General features: G+C 35.8%; 25 protein-coding genes. 11 read left to right on the top strand and 14 right to left on the bottom strand.

Annotated elements, in window-relative coordinates; translation table 11 throughout:
* Positions 1 to 16 precede the first annotated feature (16 nt).
* Positions 17 to 1,039, bottom strand: a complete 1,023-nt coding sequence (locus DRF57_RS01800) for an acyltransferase family protein (protein ID WP_115916620.1) — start codon at positions 1,037 to 1,039, stop codon at positions 17 to 19.
* 172 nt (positions 1,040 to 1,211) lie between these two features.
* Positions 1,212 to 1,982: a class I SAM-dependent methyltransferase gene (locus tag DRF57_RS01805; protein ID WP_084086507.1), complete on the bottom strand. Its 771-nt coding sequence runs from the start codon at positions 1,980 to 1,982 to the stop codon at positions 1,212 to 1,214.
* A gap of 98 nt (positions 1,983 to 2,080) precedes the next feature.
* On the opposite strand from DRF57_RS01805, the gene DRF57_RS01810 reads away from it, so the two are divergent.
* Together DRF57_RS01810 and DRF57_RS01815 are read left to right on the top strand one after the other, a co-directional pair.
* Positions 2,081 to 2,623 (top strand): acyltransferase, encoded by a 543-nt coding sequence (locus DRF57_RS01810; protein ID WP_052188464.1) that lies wholly within the window; start codon positions 2,081 to 2,083, stop codon positions 2,621 to 2,623.
* 69 nt (positions 2,624 to 2,692) lie between these two features.
* Positions 2,693 to 3,856, top strand: a complete 1,164-nt coding sequence (locus DRF57_RS01815; RefSeq protein ID WP_084086506.1) for a glycosyltransferase — start codon at positions 2,693 to 2,695, stop codon at positions 3,854 to 3,856.
* Here DRF57_RS01815 and DRF57_RS01820 read toward each other — a convergent pair whose 3' ends face one another.
* Genes DRF57_RS01820 through DRF57_RS01830 form a run of 3 tightly spaced genes read right to left on the bottom strand, consistent with a single transcriptional unit; the run spans position 3,857 to position 5,848 of the window.
* Positions 3,857 to 4,615 (bottom strand): SDR family NAD(P)-dependent oxidoreductase, encoded by a 759-nt coding sequence (locus tag DRF57_RS01820; protein WP_115916622.1) that lies wholly within the window; start codon positions 4,613 to 4,615, stop codon positions 3,857 to 3,859. It abuts the gene before it with no gap.
* Positions 4,615 to 4,848 (bottom strand): phosphopantetheine-binding protein, encoded by a 234-nt coding sequence (locus DRF57_RS01825; protein ID WP_047484909.1) that lies wholly within the window; start codon positions 4,846 to 4,848, stop codon positions 4,615 to 4,617. Before DRF57_RS01825 ends, DRF57_RS01820 begins: the two co-directional genes overlap by 1 nt.
* Before the next feature lie 25 nt (positions 4,849 to 4,873).
* Positions 4,874 to 5,848, bottom strand: a complete 975-nt coding sequence (locus tag DRF57_RS01830; protein WP_115916624.1) for a 3-oxoacyl-ACP synthase III family protein — start codon at positions 5,846 to 5,848, stop codon at positions 4,874 to 4,876.
* A gap of 161 nt (positions 5,849 to 6,009) precedes the next feature.
* Between DRF57_RS01830 and DRF57_RS01835 the strand changes: the two genes are divergently transcribed.
* From DRF57_RS01835 to DRF57_RS01845, 3 genes are read left to right on the top strand one after another with little or no spacing between them, the layout of a single operon-like run.
* Entirely contained in the window at positions 6,010 to 6,462 is a 453-nt protein-coding gene (locus DRF57_RS01835) for an acyltransferase (protein ID WP_241508008.1), read from the top strand.
* A 35-nt stretch (positions 6,463 to 6,497) separates the two neighbouring features.
* The gene (locus tag DRF57_RS01840; protein WP_047484903.1) at positions 6,498 to 7,658 is read left to right on the top strand and encodes a glycosyltransferase; all 1,161 of its coding nucleotides are present in this window, start codon (positions 6,498 to 6,500) and stop codon (positions 7,656 to 7,658) included.
* A gap of 11 nt (positions 7,659 to 7,669) precedes the next feature.
* A complete protein-coding gene (locus tag DRF57_RS01845; protein ID WP_047484901.1) occupies positions 7,670 to 8,224 on the top strand; it encodes a serine acetyltransferase in 555 nt (184 codons plus the stop codon).
* Here DRF57_RS01845 and DRF57_RS01850 read toward each other — a convergent pair.
* Positions 8,221 to 8,829, bottom strand: coding sequence for a DUF2306 domain-containing protein (locus DRF57_RS01850; protein WP_047484899.1), 609 nt, complete (start codon positions 8,827 to 8,829; stop codon positions 8,221 to 8,223). The genes DRF57_RS01845 and DRF57_RS01850 overlap by 4 nt on opposite strands.
* Positions 8,830 to 8,929: 100 nt before the next feature.
* The gene (locus DRF57_RS01855) at positions 8,930 to 10,048 is read right to left on the bottom strand and encodes a helix-turn-helix domain-containing protein (RefSeq protein WP_115916626.1); all 1,119 of its coding nucleotides are present in this window, start codon (positions 10,046 to 10,048) and stop codon (positions 8,930 to 8,932) included.
* Between the two features lie 391 nt (positions 10,049 to 10,439).
* On the opposite strand from DRF57_RS01855, the gene DRF57_RS01860 reads away from it, so the two are divergent.
* From DRF57_RS01860 to DRF57_RS01875, 4 genes are all read left to right on the top strand, one after another.
* Positions 10,440 to 11,108 carry a carbonic anhydrase gene (locus DRF57_RS01860; RefSeq protein ID WP_115916628.1) on the top strand — a complete coding sequence of 223 codons (669 nt, stop codon included), beginning with the start codon at positions 10,440 to 10,442 and terminating at the stop codon, positions 11,106 to 11,108.
* 21 nt (positions 11,109 to 11,129) lie between these two features.
* Positions 11,130 to 11,429 (top strand): hypothetical protein, encoded by a 300-nt coding sequence (locus DRF57_RS01865; RefSeq protein WP_047484894.1) that lies wholly within the window; start codon positions 11,130 to 11,132, stop codon positions 11,427 to 11,429.
* Positions 11,430 to 11,576: 147 nt separating this feature from the next.
* Positions 11,577 to 13,169 (top strand): SulP family inorganic anion transporter, encoded by a 1,593-nt coding sequence (locus DRF57_RS01870; protein ID WP_084086499.1) that lies wholly within the window; start codon positions 11,577 to 11,579, stop codon positions 13,167 to 13,169.
* 49 nt (positions 13,170 to 13,218) lie between these two features.
* The gene (locus DRF57_RS01875) at positions 13,219 to 13,854 is read left to right on the top strand and encodes a carbonic anhydrase family protein (protein ID WP_047484891.1); all 636 of its coding nucleotides are present in this window, start codon (positions 13,219 to 13,221) and stop codon (positions 13,852 to 13,854) included.
* 113 nt (positions 13,855 to 13,967) lie between these two features.
* On the opposite strand, the gene pth is transcribed toward DRF57_RS01875, so the two are convergent.
* From pth to mfd, 7 genes are all read right to left on the bottom strand, one after another.
* Positions 13,968 to 14,531 carry an aminoacyl-tRNA hydrolase gene (gene pth, locus DRF57_RS01880; protein WP_047484889.1) on the bottom strand — a complete coding sequence of 188 codons (564 nt, stop codon included), beginning with the start codon at positions 14,529 to 14,531 and terminating at the stop codon, positions 13,968 to 13,970.
* Positions 14,532 to 14,615: 84 nt separating this feature from the next.
* Positions 14,616 to 15,548, bottom strand: a complete 933-nt coding sequence (locus tag DRF57_RS01885; protein ID WP_084086498.1) for a hypothetical protein — start codon at positions 15,546 to 15,548, stop codon at positions 14,616 to 14,618.
* Between the two features lie 97 nt (positions 15,549 to 15,645).
* Positions 15,646 to 16,503 (bottom strand): hypothetical protein, encoded by an 858-nt coding sequence (locus DRF57_RS01890; protein ID WP_047484886.1) that lies wholly within the window; start codon positions 16,501 to 16,503, stop codon positions 15,646 to 15,648.
* Between the two features lie 153 nt (positions 16,504 to 16,656).
* The gene (locus DRF57_RS01895) at positions 16,657 to 17,403 is read right to left on the bottom strand and encodes a hypothetical protein (RefSeq protein WP_084086497.1); all 747 of its coding nucleotides are present in this window, start codon (positions 17,401 to 17,403) and stop codon (positions 16,657 to 16,659) included.
* Positions 17,404 to 17,411: 8 nt separating this feature from the next.
* Positions 17,412 to 18,230 (bottom strand): hypothetical protein, encoded by an 819-nt coding sequence (locus DRF57_RS01900; protein ID WP_084086496.1) that lies wholly within the window; start codon positions 18,228 to 18,230, stop codon positions 17,412 to 17,414.
* A gap of 6 nt (positions 18,231 to 18,236) precedes the next feature.
* Positions 18,237 to 19,052, bottom strand: coding sequence for a hypothetical protein (locus tag DRF57_RS01905; protein ID WP_047484879.1), 816 nt, complete (start codon positions 19,050 to 19,052; stop codon positions 18,237 to 18,239).
* 370 nt (positions 19,053 to 19,422) lie between these two features.
* Positions 19,423 to 22,791 carry a transcription-repair coupling factor gene (gene mfd / locus DRF57_RS01910; protein ID WP_115916633.1) on the bottom strand — a complete coding sequence of 1,123 codons (3,369 nt, stop codon included), beginning with the start codon at positions 22,789 to 22,791 and terminating at the stop codon, positions 19,423 to 19,425.
* A gap of 254 nt (positions 22,792 to 23,045) precedes the next feature.
* Here mfd and DRF57_RS01915 point away from each other — a divergent pair, with 254 nt between their 5' ends.
* Both DRF57_RS01915 and DRF57_RS01920 read left to right on the top strand, forming a co-directional pair.
* Positions 23,046 to 23,441, top strand: a complete 396-nt coding sequence (locus DRF57_RS01915) for a hypothetical protein (RefSeq protein WP_047484875.1) — start codon at positions 23,046 to 23,048, stop codon at positions 23,439 to 23,441.
* 182 nt (positions 23,442 to 23,623) lie between these two features.
* The gene (locus DRF57_RS01920; RefSeq protein WP_047484873.1) at positions 23,624 to 23,926 is read left to right on the top strand and encodes a hypothetical protein; all 303 of its coding nucleotides are present in this window, start codon (positions 23,624 to 23,626) and stop codon (positions 23,924 to 23,926) included.
* The last annotated feature ends 80 nt before the right edge of the window (positions 23,927 to 24,006 follow it).

The raw sequence follows: 24,006 nt of genomic DNA on the forward strand, positions 1-24,006 counted from the left end.
ATAAAAATAAATATTCTCAACTAATTTTTATTTTTTTAAGATAATCCCTGAGCGGTTTTTCAATAAACTGATAAAATAAAGCAGAAGTAATAATAAGAACTCCCATATAAATCCAGAATATAGTATCAATCCCCAAATTATACTGTTCCAGAATTTCCCTCAAGATATATAAAACAGGGATATGTGTTATATAAACAGCATAGCTTGCTTCCCCTAAATACTCTAAAGGTTTTAATGAAAATATTCTGGTCAGTGTCCCATTATTTTTCGATATCAAAATGATAAGCGGAATAAACAACAGTGCCATCAAACCATTATGATAGAAAAGAGGTACAAAGATCAACGCCAATAGTATCAATAAGAAAATGACAATGACAGGAACATCATAATTCTTCTGCTTATGATTTTTTACAAAAAACAGCCCTGCCAGGTTTCCTACCAGAAATTCATTAATATGCATCAATGGGAAATAATACAGCAGTTCATGACTTTCCGTATGAGGTCCTTCATAATATAAAGAACCAGCATAAAGACTACAAAATACCTGGGTTATAACCCAGATAATGACCGTAATCACCCAGACACTTTTATTTCCTTTAGAATAAAAATGGTTATAGAGTAATGGAAAAATAAGATAGAACAAAAACTCTACAGAAATAGACCAGCCCGGAAAATTCAGGATCATAGCCTCTCCGGGAATCCAGCTCTGAAGCCCCAACAGGTATAAAAAAGCTTTATAAAAACTGAAACCTGAATATCGGGTGATCAGATAAAGTAAAAGCCCCAATACATATAATGGATAGATTCTGGCAAACCGATTTTTGTAATAATCAAAATAGTTGATCCTGTCTTTCTTATGATAGGCTACGATCATGATAAAGCCGGAAAGAATAAAAAAATAGCTTACCCCTACGTTCGCTTTCAGAAAAACATTAGAAATGTAATCTATTTGGTATAGAAACATATCTTTATTAAAATGGGAAATGACAATAGCCATAGCCGCAAGAAACCGGGTAAATGTAATCTGGGTTATCTTCATAAAAACGGCCAAACAGTCATGTTATACATTGTATTTAATGTTTTTTATCCAGAAACCTTACTATATTTTTATTGCTGTAAAAAAGAATCATGAATTATTTTCATTGAATAACCTCTTATACACGCCGTTCTCCATCTTAAAAAAAGAAGGAACAAATTGTCTACTGTACTGCTTATTTAATAAAAACGCCAATATATTTTCCTTCGTATTCTACCACTGTAGTTTCAATATTGTTTTTTTCACAAAAATCCTGATAAGCAGAGTTATCGCCAATATCGTCACTGATAAAAACTCCTCCTTCTCTCAGATGCTTGTAAAGCTCATCATAAGCCCACATCCTGCCATTATAACTCTTATCGGAATCATAGTGGAGAACATCAAAGATCTTATTTTCCGTGAAAATCTTGGGTAAGGATTCCTTGTCTGCAAAACGGAATAATTTCCAACCTCCTTTAAGGTTTTCCGGAACTACATATCCTACATATTGATCACCATCCTGTGCCAGGTAAGGCATATCTGAACTGTATAATGTTCCGTTTCTTTTTACCAATGATAAAAGCGTAGCCAATGAAGACCATCCATAAGCTACTCCAGTTTCTACTACATGCTGAGCTTTAGTAAACTCGCAGGCATAGTAGATAAGCTCTAAAGCTCCTGGCCCACCCATTTTTACAGGGCAAATCCTTTCTTTTTCTGCTGCTGCAGCTAAAACTTCCTGGTAATTGTTACGGAAAGCATCTATTTCAAGCCCAAAAAGCTTAGAAACGGCTTCTTTTTGTGATACTGCTCTTCCAGCGGCCCAGGAATTGGTTTTGTCTTTTCCTTTAAAGGCATTGCCTCTGTTTACAGTATTTTTAATAATTTTCCGGCCCAACTCCGGATAAAGATCAGGTCTTTTTAAATACCCGATAAATGTTTTGAGAACTCTAGTTATTTCACTCACTGTGTTGCCTTTAATTAAAGCAAAAATAAAGATTTTTTTTCATTTATCTAAAAACAGGCTATATTTGTGTAACTCAAAGTGAAAAAAAAAGTTACAATATGCTTTATAATTTTTTTGAAAAAATTCAAAGAAAAAAACAACTGTCTTCTTTAAAAAAGCACCCTAACGTATTTTCCCAGAATATAAGGATTGGTGTAGGCAATCATTTTGTCCTGGATAAAAACTTGAAAAAAGTGAATATTGGGCAGTCAGCAGATTTTAGAAACTATATTTCTATTCTTGTTTTAGAAAATGCCTCTTTACAGATAGGGACTGATTTTTTTATGAATAACTTCTGTTCAATTAATTGTATGGAACATATCTCCATAGGGGATCATACATTATTTGGGGAAAATGTAAAACTCTATGATCATAACCATTGTTATGAAACATCTCCTGAGTTTAAAGTATATCCATCAAAGTTTAATAAAGCTCCTATAAAAATAGGCAGCAATTGCTGGCTTGGAAGTAACGTAACCGTTCTCAAAGGGGTAACAATAGGTGACAACTGTATTATTGGTGCCGGATGTACTATTTATCAGGATATTCCTCCCAATACACAGGTAATCAATAAGCAGGATTTAATTTTAAATCCGCTCTAAAATACCAACACAGATTTTACATAGAATGAAGAAGAAAATCTCCATTATTGTACATAAATTTTTCAGATAATGTCAGAAAACGAAAAAATAAAAGTTCTTTTCAGACACCGGTCTATGGAAATGGGTGGTGTGGAAAAAGTTATATTAAGCATGCTCAATAATCTAAACCCTGATAAATTTGACATCACAGTATGTCTTAATCTCAATCAGGGAGAGCTTAAAGACGAATTTCCCCACCATGTAAAAAAGGTATACCTTGCCGATGGTAAAGAAAGCTTTTCTCAAAATGCACTAATCCATAAATTTCAACTTATCCGCAGGAGGTTAAAACTTTCGCGTGCTTTAAAAGATCACAAAATTTCTGATCGTATATTAGGAAACAAAAAGTTTGATATTGAAATTGCTCCTACTTATGCGGCATTTTCGTCGGTTATCAATTCCAGCAATAAAGATTCAAAAAAAATAGGTTGGTTCCACTCTGAGATCAATGTCCCGGGCATGAAACCTTTAGTTCCGGATATTCTTGAAAATTTCCCACAGTTTGATCATATGATTTACTGCTCACAAAAGATCAAGGATATTATGCATCAGTCTTATCCGGATCTGCAGTATCCCGCTGAGACTGTTGTAATCAATGCTATTCCGATAGAGGAAATTAAAAAGAAGGCAGAAGAAAAAATAGAAGACTTTCCACAGGAAGGGCCCGTTTTTGTTTCTGTAGGCCGTCTCCACAACAGAAAAGGTTATCACAAATTAATTGATGCTCACAAAAAACTGATTGATGAGGGATTCCATCACCGTGTTGTCGTGATTGGAAACGGAGAGGAAATGAAAAATCTGACACAGCAGATTCTCAACAACAATGTTCAGGAAACGTTTATTTTATGTGGGAATAGAATGAACCCTTATCCTTACATTAAAAAAGCAGATTATTTTATCCTTTCTTCAGAATCCGAGGCCTGGCCTTTAGTGATCGCAGAAGCATTAATTCTTCAAAAACCAATTATTGCTACCGATACAGGAGATGTAGGAGTAATGATTAAAGATCGTGAAACCGGTTATCTTATCAATTATGACACGAATGAAATGTATGAAGCCATGAAAACATTTCTAACTGACCAAGAACTTATATCCCATATCAGAAAAAATCTGGAAACCATTGAAGATCAGTTTGACAATCAGAAAATATTCAATGCAGTAGAGAGCATCATCAACGATCTTTACCAACGTTGATTATTGAGCAGAATATCCGCCGTCTACCACAAGATTTGAACCGGTTATCCATTTCGCAGCATCAGAAAGCAAAAAGATACAGGCATTAGCAACATCTTCAGGATTTCCAATTCCAAGAGGATGTTTTTTAAGAATTTCTTCAGCAGCCTCTTCACCAATGTCGGCAAACATTTTTTCCAGAATAGGGGTATGTACCATGGCAGGGCTTATACTGTTGACACGGATATTACTCCTGGAAAGTTCCATCGCCATAGAGCGGGCTCCTGAAATGACAGCACCTTTGCTGGAAGAGTAAGCAGCCTTCCCTATCTCACCGACCATTCCTGCCACAGAAGAAATAAAAACAAAACTAGAAGCTTCGGTTTTATATTTTTTAAGGGACAAAATTTTAGCGATTTCAAATCCTGCAATTACATTCACAGCAAAAATATCATGATACAGCTGGGGAGTATGCTTTTTAAGCGGAAGCGTTTTTTCTACTCCTGCACAATGAATAAATCCTGAAATCTTTCCTATCTGCAACACTTTTTCCGCAATCAGCTCTTCAAGATTATCACTTTGTGCAATATCAGCAATGATAGTCTCCACTTTAGTATGAGGAGCCAGCATTGATACCGTTTTCTGCAGCTCTTCTTCATTTCTAGCGACCAGGATCAGACCTGCTCCGCTATTACTGCATTCTACAGAACAGCTTCTCCCGATTCCGGAAGAAGCCCCTGTAATAAGAATAATTTTATCTTTTAATGAAAACTGATTCATTAATCTTCAAAGTTTTCTTTACCAATAATATCTACAAGATCAGATACTTTTTCAATATCCTTAAATTGTTTTGTATCAATTTTTTTATTGAAATTTTCATCCACGAAAGCAATCACAGAAAGCAGGCTGATTGAATCATAACTTTCCAGTTCTTTCAGGTTAGTATCCAGCGTAAGCGCCTGATCTTCTTCTAATTCTTCTTGCAGTTTTTCTAAAAAAACAGATGTCTTCATATTTCTTATTTTATGTTTATACTTATTAAAAATCTAACACGGTTGCTCCCCAGGAATATCCTACTCCAAAACCTGCCAGTAGAACTTTATCACCTTTTTTCAGTATTCCTTTATCCATCATATTCTTCAAAGCGATTGGAATAGTAGCTGAAACTGTATTTCCGGTTTTCTCCATGTCAATATAGAATTTTTCTGTCGGTATTTTGGTTTTTTTTCTAAGATAATTGAGCATAAAGGAATTAGCCTGATGAAAAACAAAATGGTCGATATCATCCATGGTAAGTCCATTCACCTCCATTGTTTCTTTTACAAGCCCGGGGATATTTTCTATGGTAAAATTAAAAATCTCCGGTCCATTCATATAAAGATTTTCAGGGTCAAACTCATTATCAGGACTCAATTCAAAATCTGTACGGAATGCTCCTTTTTTTACAATAAGGTTTTCTGCACCACTACCATCTGTTCCTAAACAGAATTTGTAATCTCCTGCATTTTCTACCTGCTCAATAATAGTAGAAGCAGAAGCATCACCAAATATGCTTCGGTTTCCTTTATCTTTCGGATTAATATGCTTTGTATATGTTTCAGAAGTGACTAACAATATATTTTTAGCAATTCCGGCAGCTATTAAACCTTTGGCAAATGCCAGGCCATAAACAAACCCTGAGCATCCCAGATTAAAATCCATAGCTCCTATATTTTTTCTCAACCCAAGTTTATCCTGCAAAATACAGGCTGTTGTAGGAAGAAAATAATCCGGACTTTGGGTACAGAAGAGAATAAAATCTATTTTACTCCGGTCATAATTTTCAAAAAGTTTCTCTGAAGATTGTACAGCAAGATCCAATACGGTCTCATGAGCTGCAGAAATATGGCGCTGTGAAATGCCTACTTTTTCATGGATTCTTTCGGAACTCCATTCGGGAAACTCTTTTTCCAAATCCTTGTTGGTAAGAACCAATTCCGGCAAATAATATTCTATTTTGGAAACTTTTATCATATAAATTCTTTTTCTTTGCAAAAGTAAAAAACAAATTTACAATAATGATATTCATATACCGACTAGTACTAAAAATATATTCCGTCTATCATACTTTTCTTAATAAGGCAAGTTTGGAGGCGGCTCAATATCGTGGTATGAAAGTAGGAAAAAATTTCAATATGCCGGACAAAATTTATTTTGGAACGGAACCTTATCTTATTGAAATTGGAGACGATGTTAATATTGCCGCTGGGGTAAGATTTGTTAATCACGGCGGAACAACTACTTTATTGAGAAAGCTTCCCGGATATGAGGATGCAAGAATTTTCGGAAGGATAAAAATCGGAAATAATTGTACCATTGGGATCAACTGTGTGATTACGCAGGATGTACAAATTGGAAACAACTGTATATTGGGAGCTAATTCTGTATTGTCTCAATCTATGCCCGACAATTCTGTTTTTGTAGGAAATCCGGCACAGTTTCTTTGTACAATTGAGGATTATGGCGATATTGTTTTAAAGAACAATCCGGAATACCCTCGGGAACTTGAGAAGGACCGTAAAAAACTGGATGAATATATTAAGGCTAATTTACCTTATAAATTTAAAAAGGCCCGAAGAATCAGATAAACACTCTATACCAAAACACATTTATTAAACCATTGATGAACAACACACCTCAAAAGAAAAAAATCCTAATCAGAATCGGTTCTCTTCGCCATGGTGGAGCAGAAAAGGTTTTGGTCAACTTTCTTAAAAATCTCCCTGAAGATAAATATGAAGTAGACTTACTGATTAATCTCTACACCGGAATGTATATTAAGGAGGTTCCGTCATGGGTAAATCTATACTACCTTTTGAAAGGGGAAATGATCACCACCAACAAACCTCATGAGATTCCTGTAAAAGCTTTCAGGGTACTGTATCAAAAAATGTTTTTATGGTTCCCGTCACTACTCTACAAATTTATTTTAAAGGATAAAAAATACGATATAGAAATAGCTGCTATCCATGGCATGTACAGAGAGCTGCTATCCAGCCCGCAAAAAGATTCAAAAAAAATCATCTGGATCCAGAATGACATCTTTAATCTGAAAGAATACACTCCGGATGTAATCAGACAGCTTTTCAAATTCGACAGAATATTGGTAATCTCCAATAAGCTGAAAGAAGAAATGCAGAAACTTGCCCAAAATGAAAGGGAACAGCAGGCTGTTATCAAAATCTTTAATCCTATTGATAAAGGAGATACTTTAAAAAAAGCAGACCTTCCTATTGACGATTTTCCATTTTCAAAGAATCTTCCCACTTTTGTCACTATAGGGACCGTATATCCACAGAAAGGCTATGACAGGCTTCTGGATGTACACAAAAAACTTATTGATGAAGGGCTAAAACATCAGATCATCATTATTGGTGACGGATTTGATTTTGAGAATATTCAGTCAAAACTTAACCATCTTGAACTTCAGGAAACAGTAAAAATGCTGGGATTCAGAAATAATCCTTATCCTTATTTGAAACAATCAGATTTTTATGTCATGTCATCAAGGCATGAAGGATTTCCTACGATTATTGCGGAAGCCCTTATCCTTAATAAACCTGTAGTTTCTACGGATGTATCCGGAATCAAGGATCTTCTGCAGGAGGGAAAACTGGGTATCATTACTCCCAATTCGGAAGAAGGAATCTATGAAGGAATGAAAAAATTCCTCCTGAATAAGGAGCTTGCCAGCCAGTATGAAAAGGAAATTGCAGCAGCAGACCTTCCATTTGTGCTTCAGAAATCGGTAGCGCATCTTCAGGAAATTATTGATGAAGTATAAAATATTTTGTTATGCCAGACTACACAGCAATACAGAAAGATTTTTACAGGGAAAGCGGCAAATGGCTTTCTACTTTTGAAATTTGGAAAAAATGTATCAATCCTAATCTCCATTATATTTATCTATTTAGAAAAGCTCAAAAAAGTAATAAAAAAGCTATTTCCGGACTATTCTGGAGAATTGTTTTGAGGCATTTTCAAATAAAATACGGCTTCCAGATCTACCCTGAAACTGAAATCGGGGAAGGATTATATCTGGGGCATTTCGGGGCACTGGTTATCAATCCTAAAACCAAAATTGGAAAAAACTGCAATATAGCACAAGGGGTAACCATCGGGCAGCAAAATCGTGGTAAGAACGAAGGTTTTCCAGTGATTGGTGATGAAGTATGGATTGGGCCCAATGCAGTGATTGTAGGGAGTATCAACATTGGAAACAATGTATTGATCGCCCCGAACTCATACGTCAATTTTGACGTGCCTGACGATTCTATGGTCATGGGAAACCCTGGAAAGATTTACCCTACCACAGAAGCGACAAACGGTTATATCAACAATAAAGTTTAATTGGCCGCCCCATTCTTTTTGTTAATAAGATATGCTACCAAAAGATTGGGAAGCCAGCATAACCAGGCTACAGCAATGTAGGAATTGTCCGGATCCTGTGTGATACTCTTTAAAATGGGAAACCAGACTCTTAATGTTACTGCAGCAAAGGTACAGGCATAGCTGTATACCATGAATTGTTGATGCTTTACTACGTTACCTTTGGTTATATACACTACTGCTGCCAAAGTTGTGATCAGCCAGATAATTCCCAGGCAAACAAATCCGACACATGACACAATTCCTCCGTTAGCATACACTCCCATATAAATTGCAGAAACGGAACTTATCAGCACTGCGGCTACGTAGAGTTTTCCAATGACTCTGTGCGTCTTTAAATATTTATTTCTGAACTGGCTTCCAAACTGGCGCCAGCCAATGAAGAGGGAAATTCCCCCAAAAATAATATGCGCAAAAAAGGCAATTTTCCAGATTAAGTTTTGAAGCACCTCCAATGATTTGGAACCCAGAAAAGTGTTTTTGTGTTCAACAAAAACATAAATTAAAGGATAAGCACCAATAAGCAATGCAAAAATAGATAGGATAACAAATAAGAATCTCTTCATAACAGTTGATTAAATTTTCTGTAAAAATGAGGATAAAGAAAGGCTCAACTGTTCCAAAATGAAAGATGAAACATATATTATATCACTTATTATGTGACACTTACTCTTCTAATGTAAGATTTTGACTTTTTAGAAACTCTCTTGGAGAACAATTCATATATTTTTTAAAATTCCTGTTAAATGAGGTCTTAGAATTGAACCCGCTTTCAAAAGCCAGTGATAAAATCGTGTACTTTTGGTTTTCAGGAAGCATGGCTATTCTTTTAAACTCCTCAATCCGCTGTCGGTTGATATAGTCATAAAAATTTTTATTTTCCAACGAATTAATTGTCTGGGATAATAGGTTGGGATGAACATCCAACAGCTGCGCCACATGATTCAGATTCAGATCCGGATCTTTATACAGCTTTTCGTACTTCATCTTAGATACCAGTTTTTCATAAATAGCCTGTATAACATTATCTCCCGGAGAGTTTTTCTGATACTTTGCCACATTATGATCAGCTTCTTTTTCACCGGTAACATCAACGGCAATCGGTAAATCCAAAATACCCACACGACTGATACCGAAATAAGCTGCAACCAGAATAAACAAAACAACCATGGAAAAAATAAGAATATCATTCCTTATGATCACTGCAATCCATATGAATGCAATCCCAATAATCAGATAATAGGACCAATTCAGGTTAATTTTTTCAGTATTAGAGTATTGATCGGAAATTTCTTTTTTGTATTTCCTGACTGCCAGAAGACTTAAGCCCACATATAAAATTCCGGATAAAATCATTAAAAATTTGATAACATCACTCAACACTTCATATCCCTTACCCTTATTCTGATAAACCGCCATCCTATCCTGTGGAGGCAGCATCAGAAATTGAAGTAAAATCATATAAATCATCAAAACAGGCACCCAATGCAGTATCCACATCTTTTTACCCGTATTCCTACCCGTCAGGCTCAGAATATACAGATACAACATCGGACCATGCATGAAAGGAAAAGGAATTTCAAATCCGATGAGATAAGGGAATTTTAAATAACCCCCCGAGCGGAACAACACAAAGAAAACAAGATGTATTCCTATAATCAGAAACCAAAAGGCCAAAAGAAAATCTACAGTTTTCTTTTTCTGCTTTCCCAATATTAGAAAAGATGAAAAACAGGCAATAACAATTCCTGCCCAATAAAATATGCCCAGATCGAAATCCTCCATTGAAACTATAAGGTTAAAATCAGGACCTTAATTTATTCATTTTTCCACAGTAAATGATTATTTATTTTGAATATACTGATTCACAGTTCTTATGAACAACAGAAAATTTTAAAAATATTTTAATCTACATTTCTCAAATTCTAATTTATACTTTGTAATTTTATCTTAGTTATTTAAACGTTTGAATTATAATAGTACCAACACTTACTGTAAGACAAAGTATACCGGTTTATTAGACATGATTTTAAGCATATTTTAATATTAAACTTTGTTAAAACTGGTCAATTCTTCTGCAAAAAGTATATTTTTGTACGATTATTGATTTAGTCTATTGATTTTGAAAATAATTTAAACGAAATAAATAATTATAAACTTTTAAAAATTTAAAATTATGTCACAATCGTACGAAGTTATTTTTGAAAACAACAAAAAATGGGTAGAATCCAAAGTATCAGAAGATCCACACTTCTTCGAAGAGTTGGCAAAAACTCAGCATCCTGATTATTTGTATATCGGATGTTCAGACAGTAGAGCCACAGCGGAAGAACTGATGGGTGCAAAACCGGGCGAAGTTTTTGTTCACAGAAATATTGCCAATGTTGTCAACACTTTAGATATGAGCTCCACAGCTGTAATCCAATATGCTGTAGAACATCTTAAAGTAAAACACATCATAGTATGTGGACATTACAACTGCGGTGGTGTAAAAGCAGCGATGACTCCTCAGGATTTGGGATTATTAAATCCATGGCTGAGAAACATCCGTGATGTTTACAGATTGCATCAAGCTGAACTTGATTCTATTGAAGATGAAGACAAGCGTTATGACAGACTTGTTGAACTTAATGTTCAGGAGCAGTGCATCAACGTAGTCAAAATGGCCTGTGTACAGGAAAGATACATCTTAGAAGAGTATCCTGTAGTGCACGGCTGGGTATTTGACCTTAGAACGGGTAAGATCATTGATTTGGAGATTGATTTTGAGAAAATCTTAAAAGACATCCAGAAAATCTATAACCTTACGAGTTCAGACTGGGTCATGAGCAGAAAAACAAAGTAGTTTTTCTAAAAAGAATGTGAAATGAAGTTCTGGAGTATTATTGTATTAACGTTTTTTCTAAATTTTACAGCGCTGCCAAGCATAGCTGCGGTTGCAGGCTGGGATATTTTGAGAACCAATATAATAGTGAACGAAGAAGAACCGCATTCTCACCCATCTTCTTTTATTGTTTATGAAAAAGCTATTCCGAAAACTTTAAATGTATTCGATTATCTGAAGTTTTCGGAACCTGATTTTCAGGGAATGTCTTTTGTACTGGTAGATGATTCTTTTCATCTATCCCCTTTCCTTAGTATATTTTCTCCTCCTCCGGAAGCTTAACTCCATAGTTAGATTTTTTTGATACCTATTCTCTATCAACTTTTTGATATTGAATACACACGTACTTTAAAAATTAAAAATTTTTCAACTTTTATAACAGACTTATTTAAAGACAAATAAGCCGGTTATTTCTCACAGCTTCACATCATGAAAAAGACATCATTAATAGGAGGAATTAAGGAGAATATTCCTTCAGGACTCGTGGTATTTTTAGTGGCACTCCCACTATGTTTAGGAATTGCGTTAGCTTCAGGTGCTCCCCCATTATCCGGTATTATTTCCGGTATTGTAGGGGGTCTGGTCGTAGGATTCCTTAGTAATTCAAATATTTCAGTCTCCGGACCTGCTGCAGGTTTAACGGCTATAGTGTTAACAGCCATAACAGATCTTGGTGCATTTGAACTCTTCCTTTGCGCAGGAATCATTGCAGGGCTGATTCAATTAATTCTGGGATTTGTAAGGGCTGGAAGTATTTCCAACTATTTCCCGAATAACGTTATCGAAGGAATGCTTGCCGCCATAGGAATCATTATTATTTTGAAACAGATTCCACATGCCTTAGGATTCGATAAAGATTATGAAGGACATGAATCTATTTTTGACAATGGCTTAAACTTCGGATATTTTACTGAATTATTGGGAGCCATCCAACCCGGAGCTATCATTGTTACTTTAGTTTCTGTTGCCATTCTTATCGCATGGGATAAAATTCACGTACTGAAAAGGATGAAAATGCTTCCAGGAGCATTGGTTGCAGTAATTGCAAGTATTATTCTAAATCAACTGTTTAAGATGGCAGGAAGTTCTTTGGCTATTGAAACTCAACATTTGGTTTCTTTACCGGTTCCTCAGTCTTTGGAAGATTTTAAAAACCTGATTGTCACTCCTGATTTTAATGGTTTTACCAATCCGAAAGTATGGATCGTAGGAGCTACTATTGCTATTGTTGCATCTATTGAAACCTTACTTTGTATTGAAGCATCAGATAGATTAGACAGACAGCGAAGAATTACGGATACTAATCTTGAGCTTAAAGCACAGGGAATAGGGAATCTGATCAGTTCATTTATTGGTGGTCTTCCTATGACGTCTGTTGTGGTAAGAAGTTCTGCCAATGCAAATGCAGGGGCAACTTCTAAAATATCAGCTATTATCCATGGACTTTTCTTACTAATCTGTGTACTTTCTATACCTGTCATTCTTAATCTAATTCCATTAGCTACTTTGGCTGCGGTATTAATTTTAGTAGGGTATAAACTGGCAAAACCAGCTACATTTAAACATTTCTGGCATTTAGGAAAATTCCAGTTTATTCCATTTGTAGCCACTGTTGCAGCTGTTGTAGCAACAGATCTATTAAAAGGAGTAGGAATTGGTCTTGCTATCTCTATCTTCTATATCCTTCAAGGAAATATGAAAAGAGCTTATTATCTAAGCCGTGAAAAGCTGGATGATGCCGATGGGATCAACATCAAATTAGCTGAGGAAGTTTCATTTTTAAATAAGGCAGCTATCAAAAAAACACTTAAAAATATTAAACCCAATTCTACGGTAACCATTGATGCAAGAAGTACTTCGTACATTGCTACTGATGTACTGGAAATGATTCAGGACTTTGCCAATATCCGTGCAAAGGAACAGGATATCATGGTAGAACTTTTGGGCTTCAAAACTTCATACAGAGATTATGAAAGAAGTGAAGATTCCCATATTCTGGTTACCCATAAAAGAGCAATGTAGTCTCATTACTCATCAACTTTTTTAAATTTAAAAAACAATTACATACTATATGAAAGCACATACATACGAAACCCAATCGACGATTACTCCTGAAAAAGCATTAGATTTTTTAAAGGAAGGAAACCAAAGGTTCGTAAACAATCTGAAAGCTAACAGAGATCTGCTTGAGCAGGTTAATGCTACACGTGAAGGACAATGGCCTTTTGCTGTAGTTTTAAGCTGCATAGACAGCCGTACTTCCGCAGAGCTTATCTTTGATCAGGGATTAGGAGATGTTTTCAGCATCAGAATTGCAGGTAATTTTGTTAACCAGGATATTCTGGGGTCCATGGAGTTTGGCTGTAATGTAGCCGGCTCTAAACTTATCGTAGTATTAGGTCATACTAAATGCGGTGCCTTAAAAGGAGGTCTTGATGCAGCCCAGATTGAAGGTCTGGGAATGGATAACCTCAACCATCTTATCAATCATTTTGACCCTATCATTAATCAAATCATTGAGGAAAACGAAGAGCGTTCATCAAAAAACAGCTCACTTTTGGAGAGACTTAATCAGCAGAATGTAAGAAGTGCGATCGAAGATATCCGTAAGCAAAGTTCAACCCTTCGAAACCTTGAGAATGAGGGTAAGATTAAAATCGTGGGTGCAAACTATAACGTTGAAACAGGATCTGTAACCTGGTTATAGAAGATTAATATTCTTGTAGAGGTAGGTAGATCTTACCTCACTAGCAACTATAATAAAAGGCCATCGAGTTTCGATGGCCTTTTCATTTTATGTATGCTCCTCAATACAGAACCTTATTTCCCGTTGAATGCAGACATGGTATTATTCAATCCTGCAAAAACAAAGGAAAGGCTTGCCTTAGAGAACGTTTCAATTCTTTCGGGAAGTTTCTCTGCTTCTTCTCCACTCCACGTACCCAATACATAATCTACCTGACGTCCGGCAGAAAAATCGGCAGAAATTCCAAAACGGAGTCTTGTGTAGTTTTGCGTCTGTAGTACTTCATTAATATTTTTAAGTCCGTTATGTCCGGCATCAGAACCTTTTCCTTTCATCCTCAACGTACCGAAAGGAAGCGCAAGGTCATCCGTTATAATCAGGACATTCTCTAGAGGGATATTTTCTTTCTGCATCCAGTATCTTACAGCGTTTCCTGAAAGATTCATATAAGTATCCGGTTTCAGTACAAAAACCTTACGCCCTTTGTGCTTACCTTCAGCCATCCACCCAAAATTGGCCGTGTTGAAAGAAACATCAAGTGTCTCAGCAATCTTTTCGGCTACTTTAAATCCTATATTATGACGTGTATTTTCGTACTCTGAGCCTTTATTTCCCAGCCCAACTATTAAATATTTCATCAGAAATTTTTTGCAAAATTAAGAGATAAAAAATAATAAACTCAACCTTTGGAAGGTTGAGTTTATATATTATTAAAAATAATGTTATTGCGGTTTGTAAATATAGTTTACTCCATATCCTTTTGTCATATAAGTCTGTGGATCATAAACGTAATTTGTACTCTTTACAATCGGGTTAGGGATAGGTGGAGTAAGATCTGTAAACGACCATCTCTTAGGATTGTTCGGAGACAATATAAGACTTTCTTTATCATTAAGATCTGTATTTAAAAGTCTTGAAATCTTGTATGCCAATGGTAATAATGTGAACGGACTGATCTCATTATCATAAGCATAATATTCATAGCTATATTTTGTAGTAACAGCTCCCATTACTCCTCCGGCCATAGGACCGTAATGTCTTATTACTTTGGAAACATTGTCTCCAGAATAGGTATAAGCTGTTTTTGAGAAGTTATCATAAGCAAATGGCGTTCCTGTTATATCCGGACCTGTTCTCATAATGATAGAATCCAGTTTTGCAGTCGCTGCACTATACTTCACGCCATAAAGCGATTTTGTTTTTCTGAGAAGTGTCTGTGGTCCCGGAGTAGTAGCCGGTGGAACAGGTGGAGGTCTTCTGAATATAGAACGGTTTTCAGAAATCATTTCCAATCTTCCGGTATTTCCATAAGTAAGCAGTCTGGTAAAAGAAACACTATCCTTATCCAGTTTTCCGTTTCCGTCAAGATCCAGGAATCCGTTAAAGACAATCTGGCTGATCTTATCTCCACTATACATTACATTAGTGATGGATGCACTATCTGTGATTACTGTATTCACAAGAAGTCCACCATAATGATATTCTGCTAATGTATCTTTATCTGTAATTTCTTTATATAATGCTCGGGGACCGTTTAACCCTCCTGTATTATTCAGATCTATTAGTGGATTTCCTTCTTCATCCACTAAATTTTTGCAGGAATACACTGAAGAAAATCCTGCTATTAATAAAATAAAATAGAAAAGTTGTTTCATTTCCTGGTAATTGATTATTTTTTGACAAATATAATTTTTTTTTGCATAAAAATTATATTATTATTTATATTCCAATAAGATTAATAATTGAATTCTTTTACAAATTTTTATAACTATAGGTCAGTTTTTGATTTTTCTCAATCACCGGATATCCCTGATCATAGGTATAACTTTGTATCGTATTAACTCCAGGAGCCGGCGCTGGCATCTGAATATACGTTGACGTAGGGTTGTTTGGAGACATTCTGTAGAAATTGATCGGATTCATCAGACCTCTCATGATAAAAAACACTTTTGGAAGTGTAGAGAAAGGGCTTTTCTGAGAATCGTAATTTTGAAAACTATAGACCGTTTGAACAGCTGTAGTCATGTCGGGAACACCATTGATATTCAGGATTCCTTTAGAACTCGTCACCTTAAAAATATTATCTCCGGCATATACAAAAACGTTTTCTACGAATACATTGTAGGCAGATATCCCCCCTGCTTTTCTTTTTTCAAGAATCTTGGTAAGTTTTCCTGCTACATCATATGTAAAAGCATAATCACTGATGTATGATGTTCCGGCCAATGAACCTGTTGCCACACATGAAGCATTATAAATCTGTCCATTAATATCCGGAGTTACATTAAACTCATAAGACAAACTTCCTGGAGTCTGGCTTGCAAAATTAATTTTAGTGATTTTTTTATTGGTATTGTAGGTTAACGTACTTGTATAATTGGCGTTAGAATTATCATCTTTAAAAACAGCTTGATTTAAAACTCCGGCCGCTGTAATATATTCTTCCTGAGAAACATTATCCATACTGATCTTTTCCAGGATTTTTTTAGGGACAGCTCCTTCATCAGGATTTGGGATTGATTCTGTAGGGTCAGATGTTGTATTGCATGATGCTAATACTCCTAAAAGGGCAACTCCTGTAAATATTTTAAGAAAGTAATTTTTTATCATAGAAAAATTAGTTTTAATAACGCCAAATATAATTCAATTTTCGATAACAGCATACACTCTATTCGAACAAATTCACAATAAATGGACTTAAAAACAAAAAAAATCTAAAAACATAACGTTTTTAGATTCTTAATTATTATATTTTCATGAAAATTAATAAGGCTGTAGTACCGACGTTGTCAAAACGGACTGTGCCATATCATTATTCAGTACTGCAGTATCCACGGCTCTTCCTATTCCCAGTACCGGTATTGGTGTACCACTTAGCGTACGTTTAATACAGGCCACTTTTACCACATATTTGTTTTTGGGAGTAAGATTAGAAAGAGTGGCATTCAGATTAAAAATTTTATAAGCTCCTGCGCCTCCCAGCAATACATCTGTTCTTACAGCTCTCAGTCTGTCATCTACAAAAATCCCACACGCAAAACTTGCCGAGCCTTTTGCTGTTTTCTGAACAGTAGTTTGAAATGAGAATGTTACTTTATTGTTTCCATTGGTTACGGAGAAATTATCTAATGCCGTTGGCAGTACGGTCCAATCTCCGGCTAAAGGATCACCTTCGTTATAAGGAACAGCTGACCCGCTGGAGCTAAAAGAAACCCCTGTCTGATCTGCTACGGTATTGATAGAAAACACAGACATACTTCCCTGCCCATCAGCAATTTTAATGGCTTTCCAGTCATTGGTTGCCATCGTTGAGTTGTTATGAAAGATATCTCCACTCGTTCCTGCAGAACCTTTTAAAAGATCCGTACCTCCTGTTCTTAATTCTTTTCTGACATTTAAATCTCCATTCACATCAAGTTTATTTGTAGGATTTGGTGTATCGATGCCCACTTGTGCATTCATCCATACAGCCGCCAGTAAAAGAGATTTTATAAAAAATATTTTTTTCATGATTTGATTTAGTTTATAATCGGGTTAAACACCTCAGGAACCTCATATACATCTACTTTCAGAGAAGACTGTGCAATAAAGCTGTTGATATTAGATGCTGCATTGATTCCGATAGTAAGCGTTTTACCTGATGCACTCCCATAAGATGCCAGTCTTGCACATCCTACACTTACCGTATGAGTTCCTTTTGTAAGGTTTTCAACAATTCCGATCTGGGTATGGGTAAGGAAAGGCTGTAGAGAACCAATAGCTTTCAGATTTCTCTGTCTCAGATTCACTAATTTATCATCCACAAAGATTCCACAAGCGTAGTCTATCGAAGTATCGGTAGCCCCATTTGCATCAAAATTAGCCTGTACTACCGTTTCAAATTGAAAATAAGCTTTGCTGACTGTACTGTAGACATTGATATCCTGTGAAAGCCCTGCAATTTTCTTGAAGTTACTCAAAGTACCATATTGCGTACCTTTATTAAAAACACTGCCTCTGGAAGTTGTTATATTAGACTGTTCATTATAACTAAACCTGATTCCCAGTTTATCGGAAAATGAATTATTAAAAATCAGATAAAATTTGTTCGGTTCATATTCAGGAATACGAAGGGTTTTCCAGATTGGAGGATATCCTTCACCCTGTGATACAAGTAACTGGTCATTATTTCCTTGAGATAAAGAATTATCAGAAGAGTCATACACCGCAATTTTATCTCTTAAATTAAGGTCTCCATTTACATCAAGTTTTGCTTTTGGAGAGTCTGTATTAATTCCCACCTGAGCAGACAATAATAATCCTGCCGGAAGAAGTAAAGTCAATATTATTTTTTTCATCAATTGTTAGTTTTTATAGCTTACAAATTCAATCACATCCATTTTCATCGTAGACTCCAGTGTAAATGCATTAGATACTCCATTGGAATCCTGTACATTTCGTCCTATCGTAAATTGTGATGAAGTACTGGAAGCATCAATTTTTCTGCATGCAATTTCAATTTTATGAGCACCTACAGGTACATTTTGCTCAGTATAATTAAGGGTGAAAATATAGTCCTGGATACCTCCTTTTTCAGAATTATTATTAGATTCTATTCTGTCAGGACGGACAGCTACAAGCTTTCCATTTCTGAATACCCCACACGTAAATCTCACATCATTGATCACAGTAGCTGTTGGCGATTTCATTTCAACTCCTGTCTGGAACTGATAGGTTAATCTGTTTCTACCATTTTTTATGGTAAAATTATTTTCAAGACCTGAAATCTTTACCCATTTACCTTTAGTACCATCAGTGATATTGTCTCCTACACTATTTTTAAAAATATTATCTCCTGCAATACCATTGGTAAGGGTGGTGATACCCACCTGATCTGACGACAAATACGAATTGATCAATTTGTATTGTCCCTCTTCCATAAAGGAAACATTCAACGACTTCCAAACAGGAGATTTACCCTCTCCCTGAGAAACTAAAATCTGCCCGTTCAATCCGGCATCACCTGCCTGAGTGGAGCTTCCTCCTACTCTAAGTTCTCTTCTTAAAGTAGTTTTTCCATTCACATCGAGAGTTGACTTTGGTTTAGGTGTCCCGATTCCCACCTGTGCGTTGGCATAGAATGAAAGAAATCCAGCAACGAAATAAATAGTTTTTTTCATAATTAAGGACTGCAAAGGTACAAATTAAGAACTACAAAAACCTCCACCACACATCCCTAACACCATAGAAATAAACACATTACACCATAGAATTATTCGCACATAAAAGTAGAATTATTACTACACAAGCATACTTTATCTGCTTCTTCTGGAACACGCCGCTTCACAACCTCCTTCTACAACGAGGCTTGCAGCTTTATTTTTATCATTAAAAAGTGATATTATATTCTCTAAAACCGCTTTAACTCTCTAATTAATGAATATTTTTAATCAGAAAGCTGACAACAATCACAAAAAAACATATAAAAACTTAAGTTTCTATATGTTTTTTCAGCTCCCGGAGAAGCTTTATCATTTCGAAAACCGGATCTTACTGATGTTCGATAATCGCTTTTAATAACAGATTAACCTCATCTACATTTTTCACTCTTTCCTTTCTCATCATGAGCTGATTACCTTCTTTTCCTGATTTTTCTTTAAGCTGAGCTTCAGCGGGGTTTCGGGTTAAATAATTAATGATATGTCTGAATCTGTCTGTCTGGTAAAATTTATCCTGAGGATTACCCGGGAAATATCCTAAAAACACACCGTTTTTCATCACAATCTTTTCAAAGCCTATATCTGCAGCCAGCCATTTTAACGCAACACTTTTCAAAAGGTTTACCGCTTCTTTTGGAAGAGCTCCAAAACGGTCTATCAATTCAAGTTCAAATTTATGGAGATCCTGTTCATTAGTTATTTCCGCAATTTTCTGATACAATAACAGCCTTTCTTCCGTATTGGAAATATAAGAATCCGGCAGCATAAGTTCAAGATCTGTGTCGATATTGACATCCTTTACAGACTTGAACAGCTTCTGTCTGTCCTCTTCATTTTCAAACAGGTTTTCAAAGTCTGCATCGTCTTTAAGTTCTTCAAGAGCTTCCTGCATTAATTTCTGATAGGTCTCAAATCCCATCTCATTGATGAATCCGCTCTGTTCCGCACCCAATAAATCTCCGGCTCCACGAATTTCAAGATCCTTCATGGCAATCTGAAAACCACTTCCCAGATCAGAAAACTGTTCAATAGCTTCCAGACGTTTTCGGGCATCAGAAGTGATCATATCGTAAGGTGGTGTAATCAGGTAACAAAATGCTTTTCTGTTACTTCGTCCCACCCTTCCTCTCATCTGATGAAGATCTGCCATTCCGAATCTTTGCGCATCATTAATAAAAATAGTATTGGCATTCGGAACATCCACTCCACTTTCCACAATTGTTGTAGAAACCAACACATCGTATTTCCCTTCCATAAAGTCCAAGACATTTTTTTCCAGCTGCTTACCTTCCATCTGTCCATGTCCGGTAATAACTCTGGCATCGGGAACCAATCGCTGGATAAGCCCTGCAATATCTTTAAGGTTTTCAATCCTGTTATTGATGAAATAGACTTGTCCGTCTCTCTGAAGCTCATAGGAAACAGCATCACGAAGAGTTTCTTCATTAAATCCGATCAACTGAGTATCAACTGGCTGCCTGTTCGGCGGAGGGGTTTTAATGACCGACAAATCTCTGGCTGCCATTAAAGAAAACTGCAGTGTTCTTGGAATAGGAGTAGCGGTCAAAGTAAGGGTATCAACATTACTTTTCAATGTTTTCAGCTTATCTTTTACCGAAACACCAAACTTATGTTCTTCATCAATGATCAGTAATCCTAAGTCTTTGAATTTCACTGAAGCGCTTACCAATTGATGAGTTCCTATAATAATATCTACTTTTCCATTTTTTAAAGCATCTAAAGTCTCCGATTTCTGTTTCGCAGTTCTGAAACGGTTGACATAGCCAACATTTACAGGAAAATCCTTCAGTCTCTCTTTAAAACTTCTATAATGCTGAAATGCCAAAATAGTTGTGGGCACCAATATAGCGACCTGTTTTCCATCTGTGGCCGCTTTGAATGCTGCACGAATGGCCACTTCAGTTTTTCCAAAACCTACATCACCACATACCAGCCTATCCATAACCGTATCAGCCTCCATATCTTTCTTCACATCAAATGTTGCTTTTTCCTGATCCGGAGTGTCTTCATAGATAAAACTTGCTTCCAGCTCATTCTGCAGGTAAGAATCCGGAGTATAAGCAAAACCTTTAGCCGTTTTTCTTTGGGCGTATAATTGTATAAGGTCAAAAGCAATCTGTTTTACTTTTGCCTTTGTTTTCTGTTTTAAAGATTTCCAGGCAGGAGAACCCAGCTTACTCAGAACCACTTCCTTTCCGTCAGGACCATTAAATTTTGAAATCTTATGCAGTGAGTGAATGCTGACATACAGAAGATCTCCGTTTTTATAAGTCAGCTTAAAACATTCCTGAATCTTACCGTCATTGTTCACCTTTACCAACCCCATAAACTTCCCGATTCCATGATCGATATGAGCGATATAATCACCAATCTTTAAAGACATCAGGTCCTTCAGAGTAAGCTGTTCAGACTTGGCAAATGTATTTTTGGCCTTATATCTCTGGTAACGGTCAAAAATCTGGTGATCTGTATACACCAGAAGCTTATGTCCATTATCTACAAATCCTTCATGAAGTTCAGATTTAAAGCTTTTAAATGGAAGTTCATGCTCCAGTTCTTCAAAAATAGATTCCAGTCTTTCCTTTTGTTTTTCTGTTGAAAAAGATATCCATGTATCAAAACCTTCGCTTTGTTTTTCTTCGAGATCTTCAATCAACAATTCAAAATTTTTATGGAAGGACGGCTGCGGGAGCTGTTCTATTTTTATTTCGGAAATATCTTTCAGCCCTTCTATGGTTATGCCACCAAAATCAACAGTTTTAAATTTTTTATAATCAAAAAGAAACTCCTGATCTGAAATGAAAAGCTCCTGAGGAGCCCTATGGGCAATATCCTTATTTAAAGTATCATATTTCTCTAATGCCTTCTCGTAGAATATTTTAATCTTCTGCATCCCCACCATCCCATTTCTGGAAACAATAAAACTGTCCTTTGGTAAGAGCTGTAATAATGACACTCTACTTCCTGTTACAGAAAAATTCATATTGGAAACCAACTGAAGTTCTTTTACTTTATCCAGAGAAAGCTGGGTTTCTATATCGAAGGTTTTAATACTCTCTACTTCATTTCCAAAGAAGGTGATCCTGTAGGGCTTTTCATAAGAATAAGAAAACACATCTACAATTCCCCCTCTCACAGAAAACTCCCCAGGCTCCGAAACAAAGTCAGTCTGTTGAAAATGATAATGATTAAGCAGCTCATCAATAAAATCAAAATCCAGCTGATCTCCTACTTTTATGTGATGTGAAATTGCTTTAAAATCTTCTTTCTTTAATACCTTTTCAGATAAGGCTCCTGCGTAAGCTACAATTACTTTTGAAGACCTTCCTGAGTTGAGTTTATTTAAAACTTCCGTTCTCAATACCAAATTGGCATTTTGCGTTTTCTCCACCTGATAAGGCTCAAGATGGGTGGCCGGAAAATACAGCACCTTTTCTTTTCCCAAAAGATCTTCCATTTCTGCATTCGCATACAAAGCATCTTCTTTATCATCTACCAGATAAAGAATACTTTTCTTTTGAACCAAAAAAAGTTCTGCAACAAAAACAGACACCGAAGATCCAGCACTCCCTTTCACGGCAATATGCTGGTCATTTTCTAACTGGATAAAGATTTCTTTCCCAAATTCCTTTTGTAAAAGATCGGGAAGAAACTTTTCATTGACGGATTTTAACTGCATAAATAGTAGTAATATAAAACGACAAAAGCGATTTCGGGAGTTTTCCGAAACCGTTTTGAGCTATACAAAGATAAGAATAAATTTTTCTTCAATATAAAAACCAATAGATGTTCTAATTTAAAATGAGGCTATTAGGCTTTATAAATCTTAATTTTTACTAATTTATTTAATTACCCGTTAAAAAAAATCAAAAAAATTCCCGTGGCATAATGTTTGGAATTTTACCTTATAACCCAACACTAAAGAATAATATTATGAAAAAAGCAATTAAAATTTTAGGAGTTTTTATGCTGTTTGTTTTTACAGCATTATCGTTTTCGTCGTGTAGCAGTGATGATGATCCTACGAACAACGACTTCTTCGCAGGAACCTATAAAGGGAAGATCTCTTATAACGACGGAGGGTCTACCAACATCAGTACTGATAATGGAAGTGTATTTGTAACCAAGATCGCCAGCGGCACAAAGTATAATTTCTCTTTTTCAAGTGGCATTCCCGACCTCAACGGAATCGAGTTTGAACAGAAAGGAGATCACACCCTTGTCATGATTGGCTCTACAGGAACATCATATATAAGAATTGACAACAATGAATTAAAGATTCTATACCTTAAAGATGGTAAGACCTGGACCGCTAATTGTACCCGATAAACATTTCATACTATAAATTATATTACAAAAACCTGTTTTCAATGAAAACAGGTTTTATTATGGAGTCAGAACTGTTTTAATTTTTTTTTAAGCTGTAATAAACTTTAGTTAAGTTTAAAAAACTAAAAATTTCCAGCCCGCTTTTTGCATACCTTTAAGTAACAAAAACAAACAGTATTTCTATGAAAAAATTATTCTCAGCAATGTCACTGATCCTAGGACTAGGACTTGCTACTGCCCAGCAGACAGCTCCCGCTACAAGTACCACAGCTCACCAAACGGTAAAAACAGTAAAAGCGACTAAACCTGTTGAAGTAAAAGCTGCAAAACCCGCTGAAATAAAAACAGCAAAACCTGCTGAAGTAAAACCAGCTCAGCCTGCTGCCAAAATGAAAAAAGACGGGACTCCGGATAAAAGATACAAAGACAATAAGCATCTAAAAAAAGACGGAACTCCGGACAAAAGATATAAAGTAAACAAATAAGCACAACATTAACATATATAGTTGTTATTTTCATAATCAAATTTCGAAATGCCGATGAACAAGTTTTATCGGCTTTTTTA

It is taken from the genome of Chryseobacterium rhizosphaerae (assembly GCF_003385455.1).
Classification (GTDB): Bacteria; Bacteroidota; Bacteroidia; order Flavobacteriales; family Weeksellaceae; genus Chryseobacterium; species Chryseobacterium rhizosphaerae.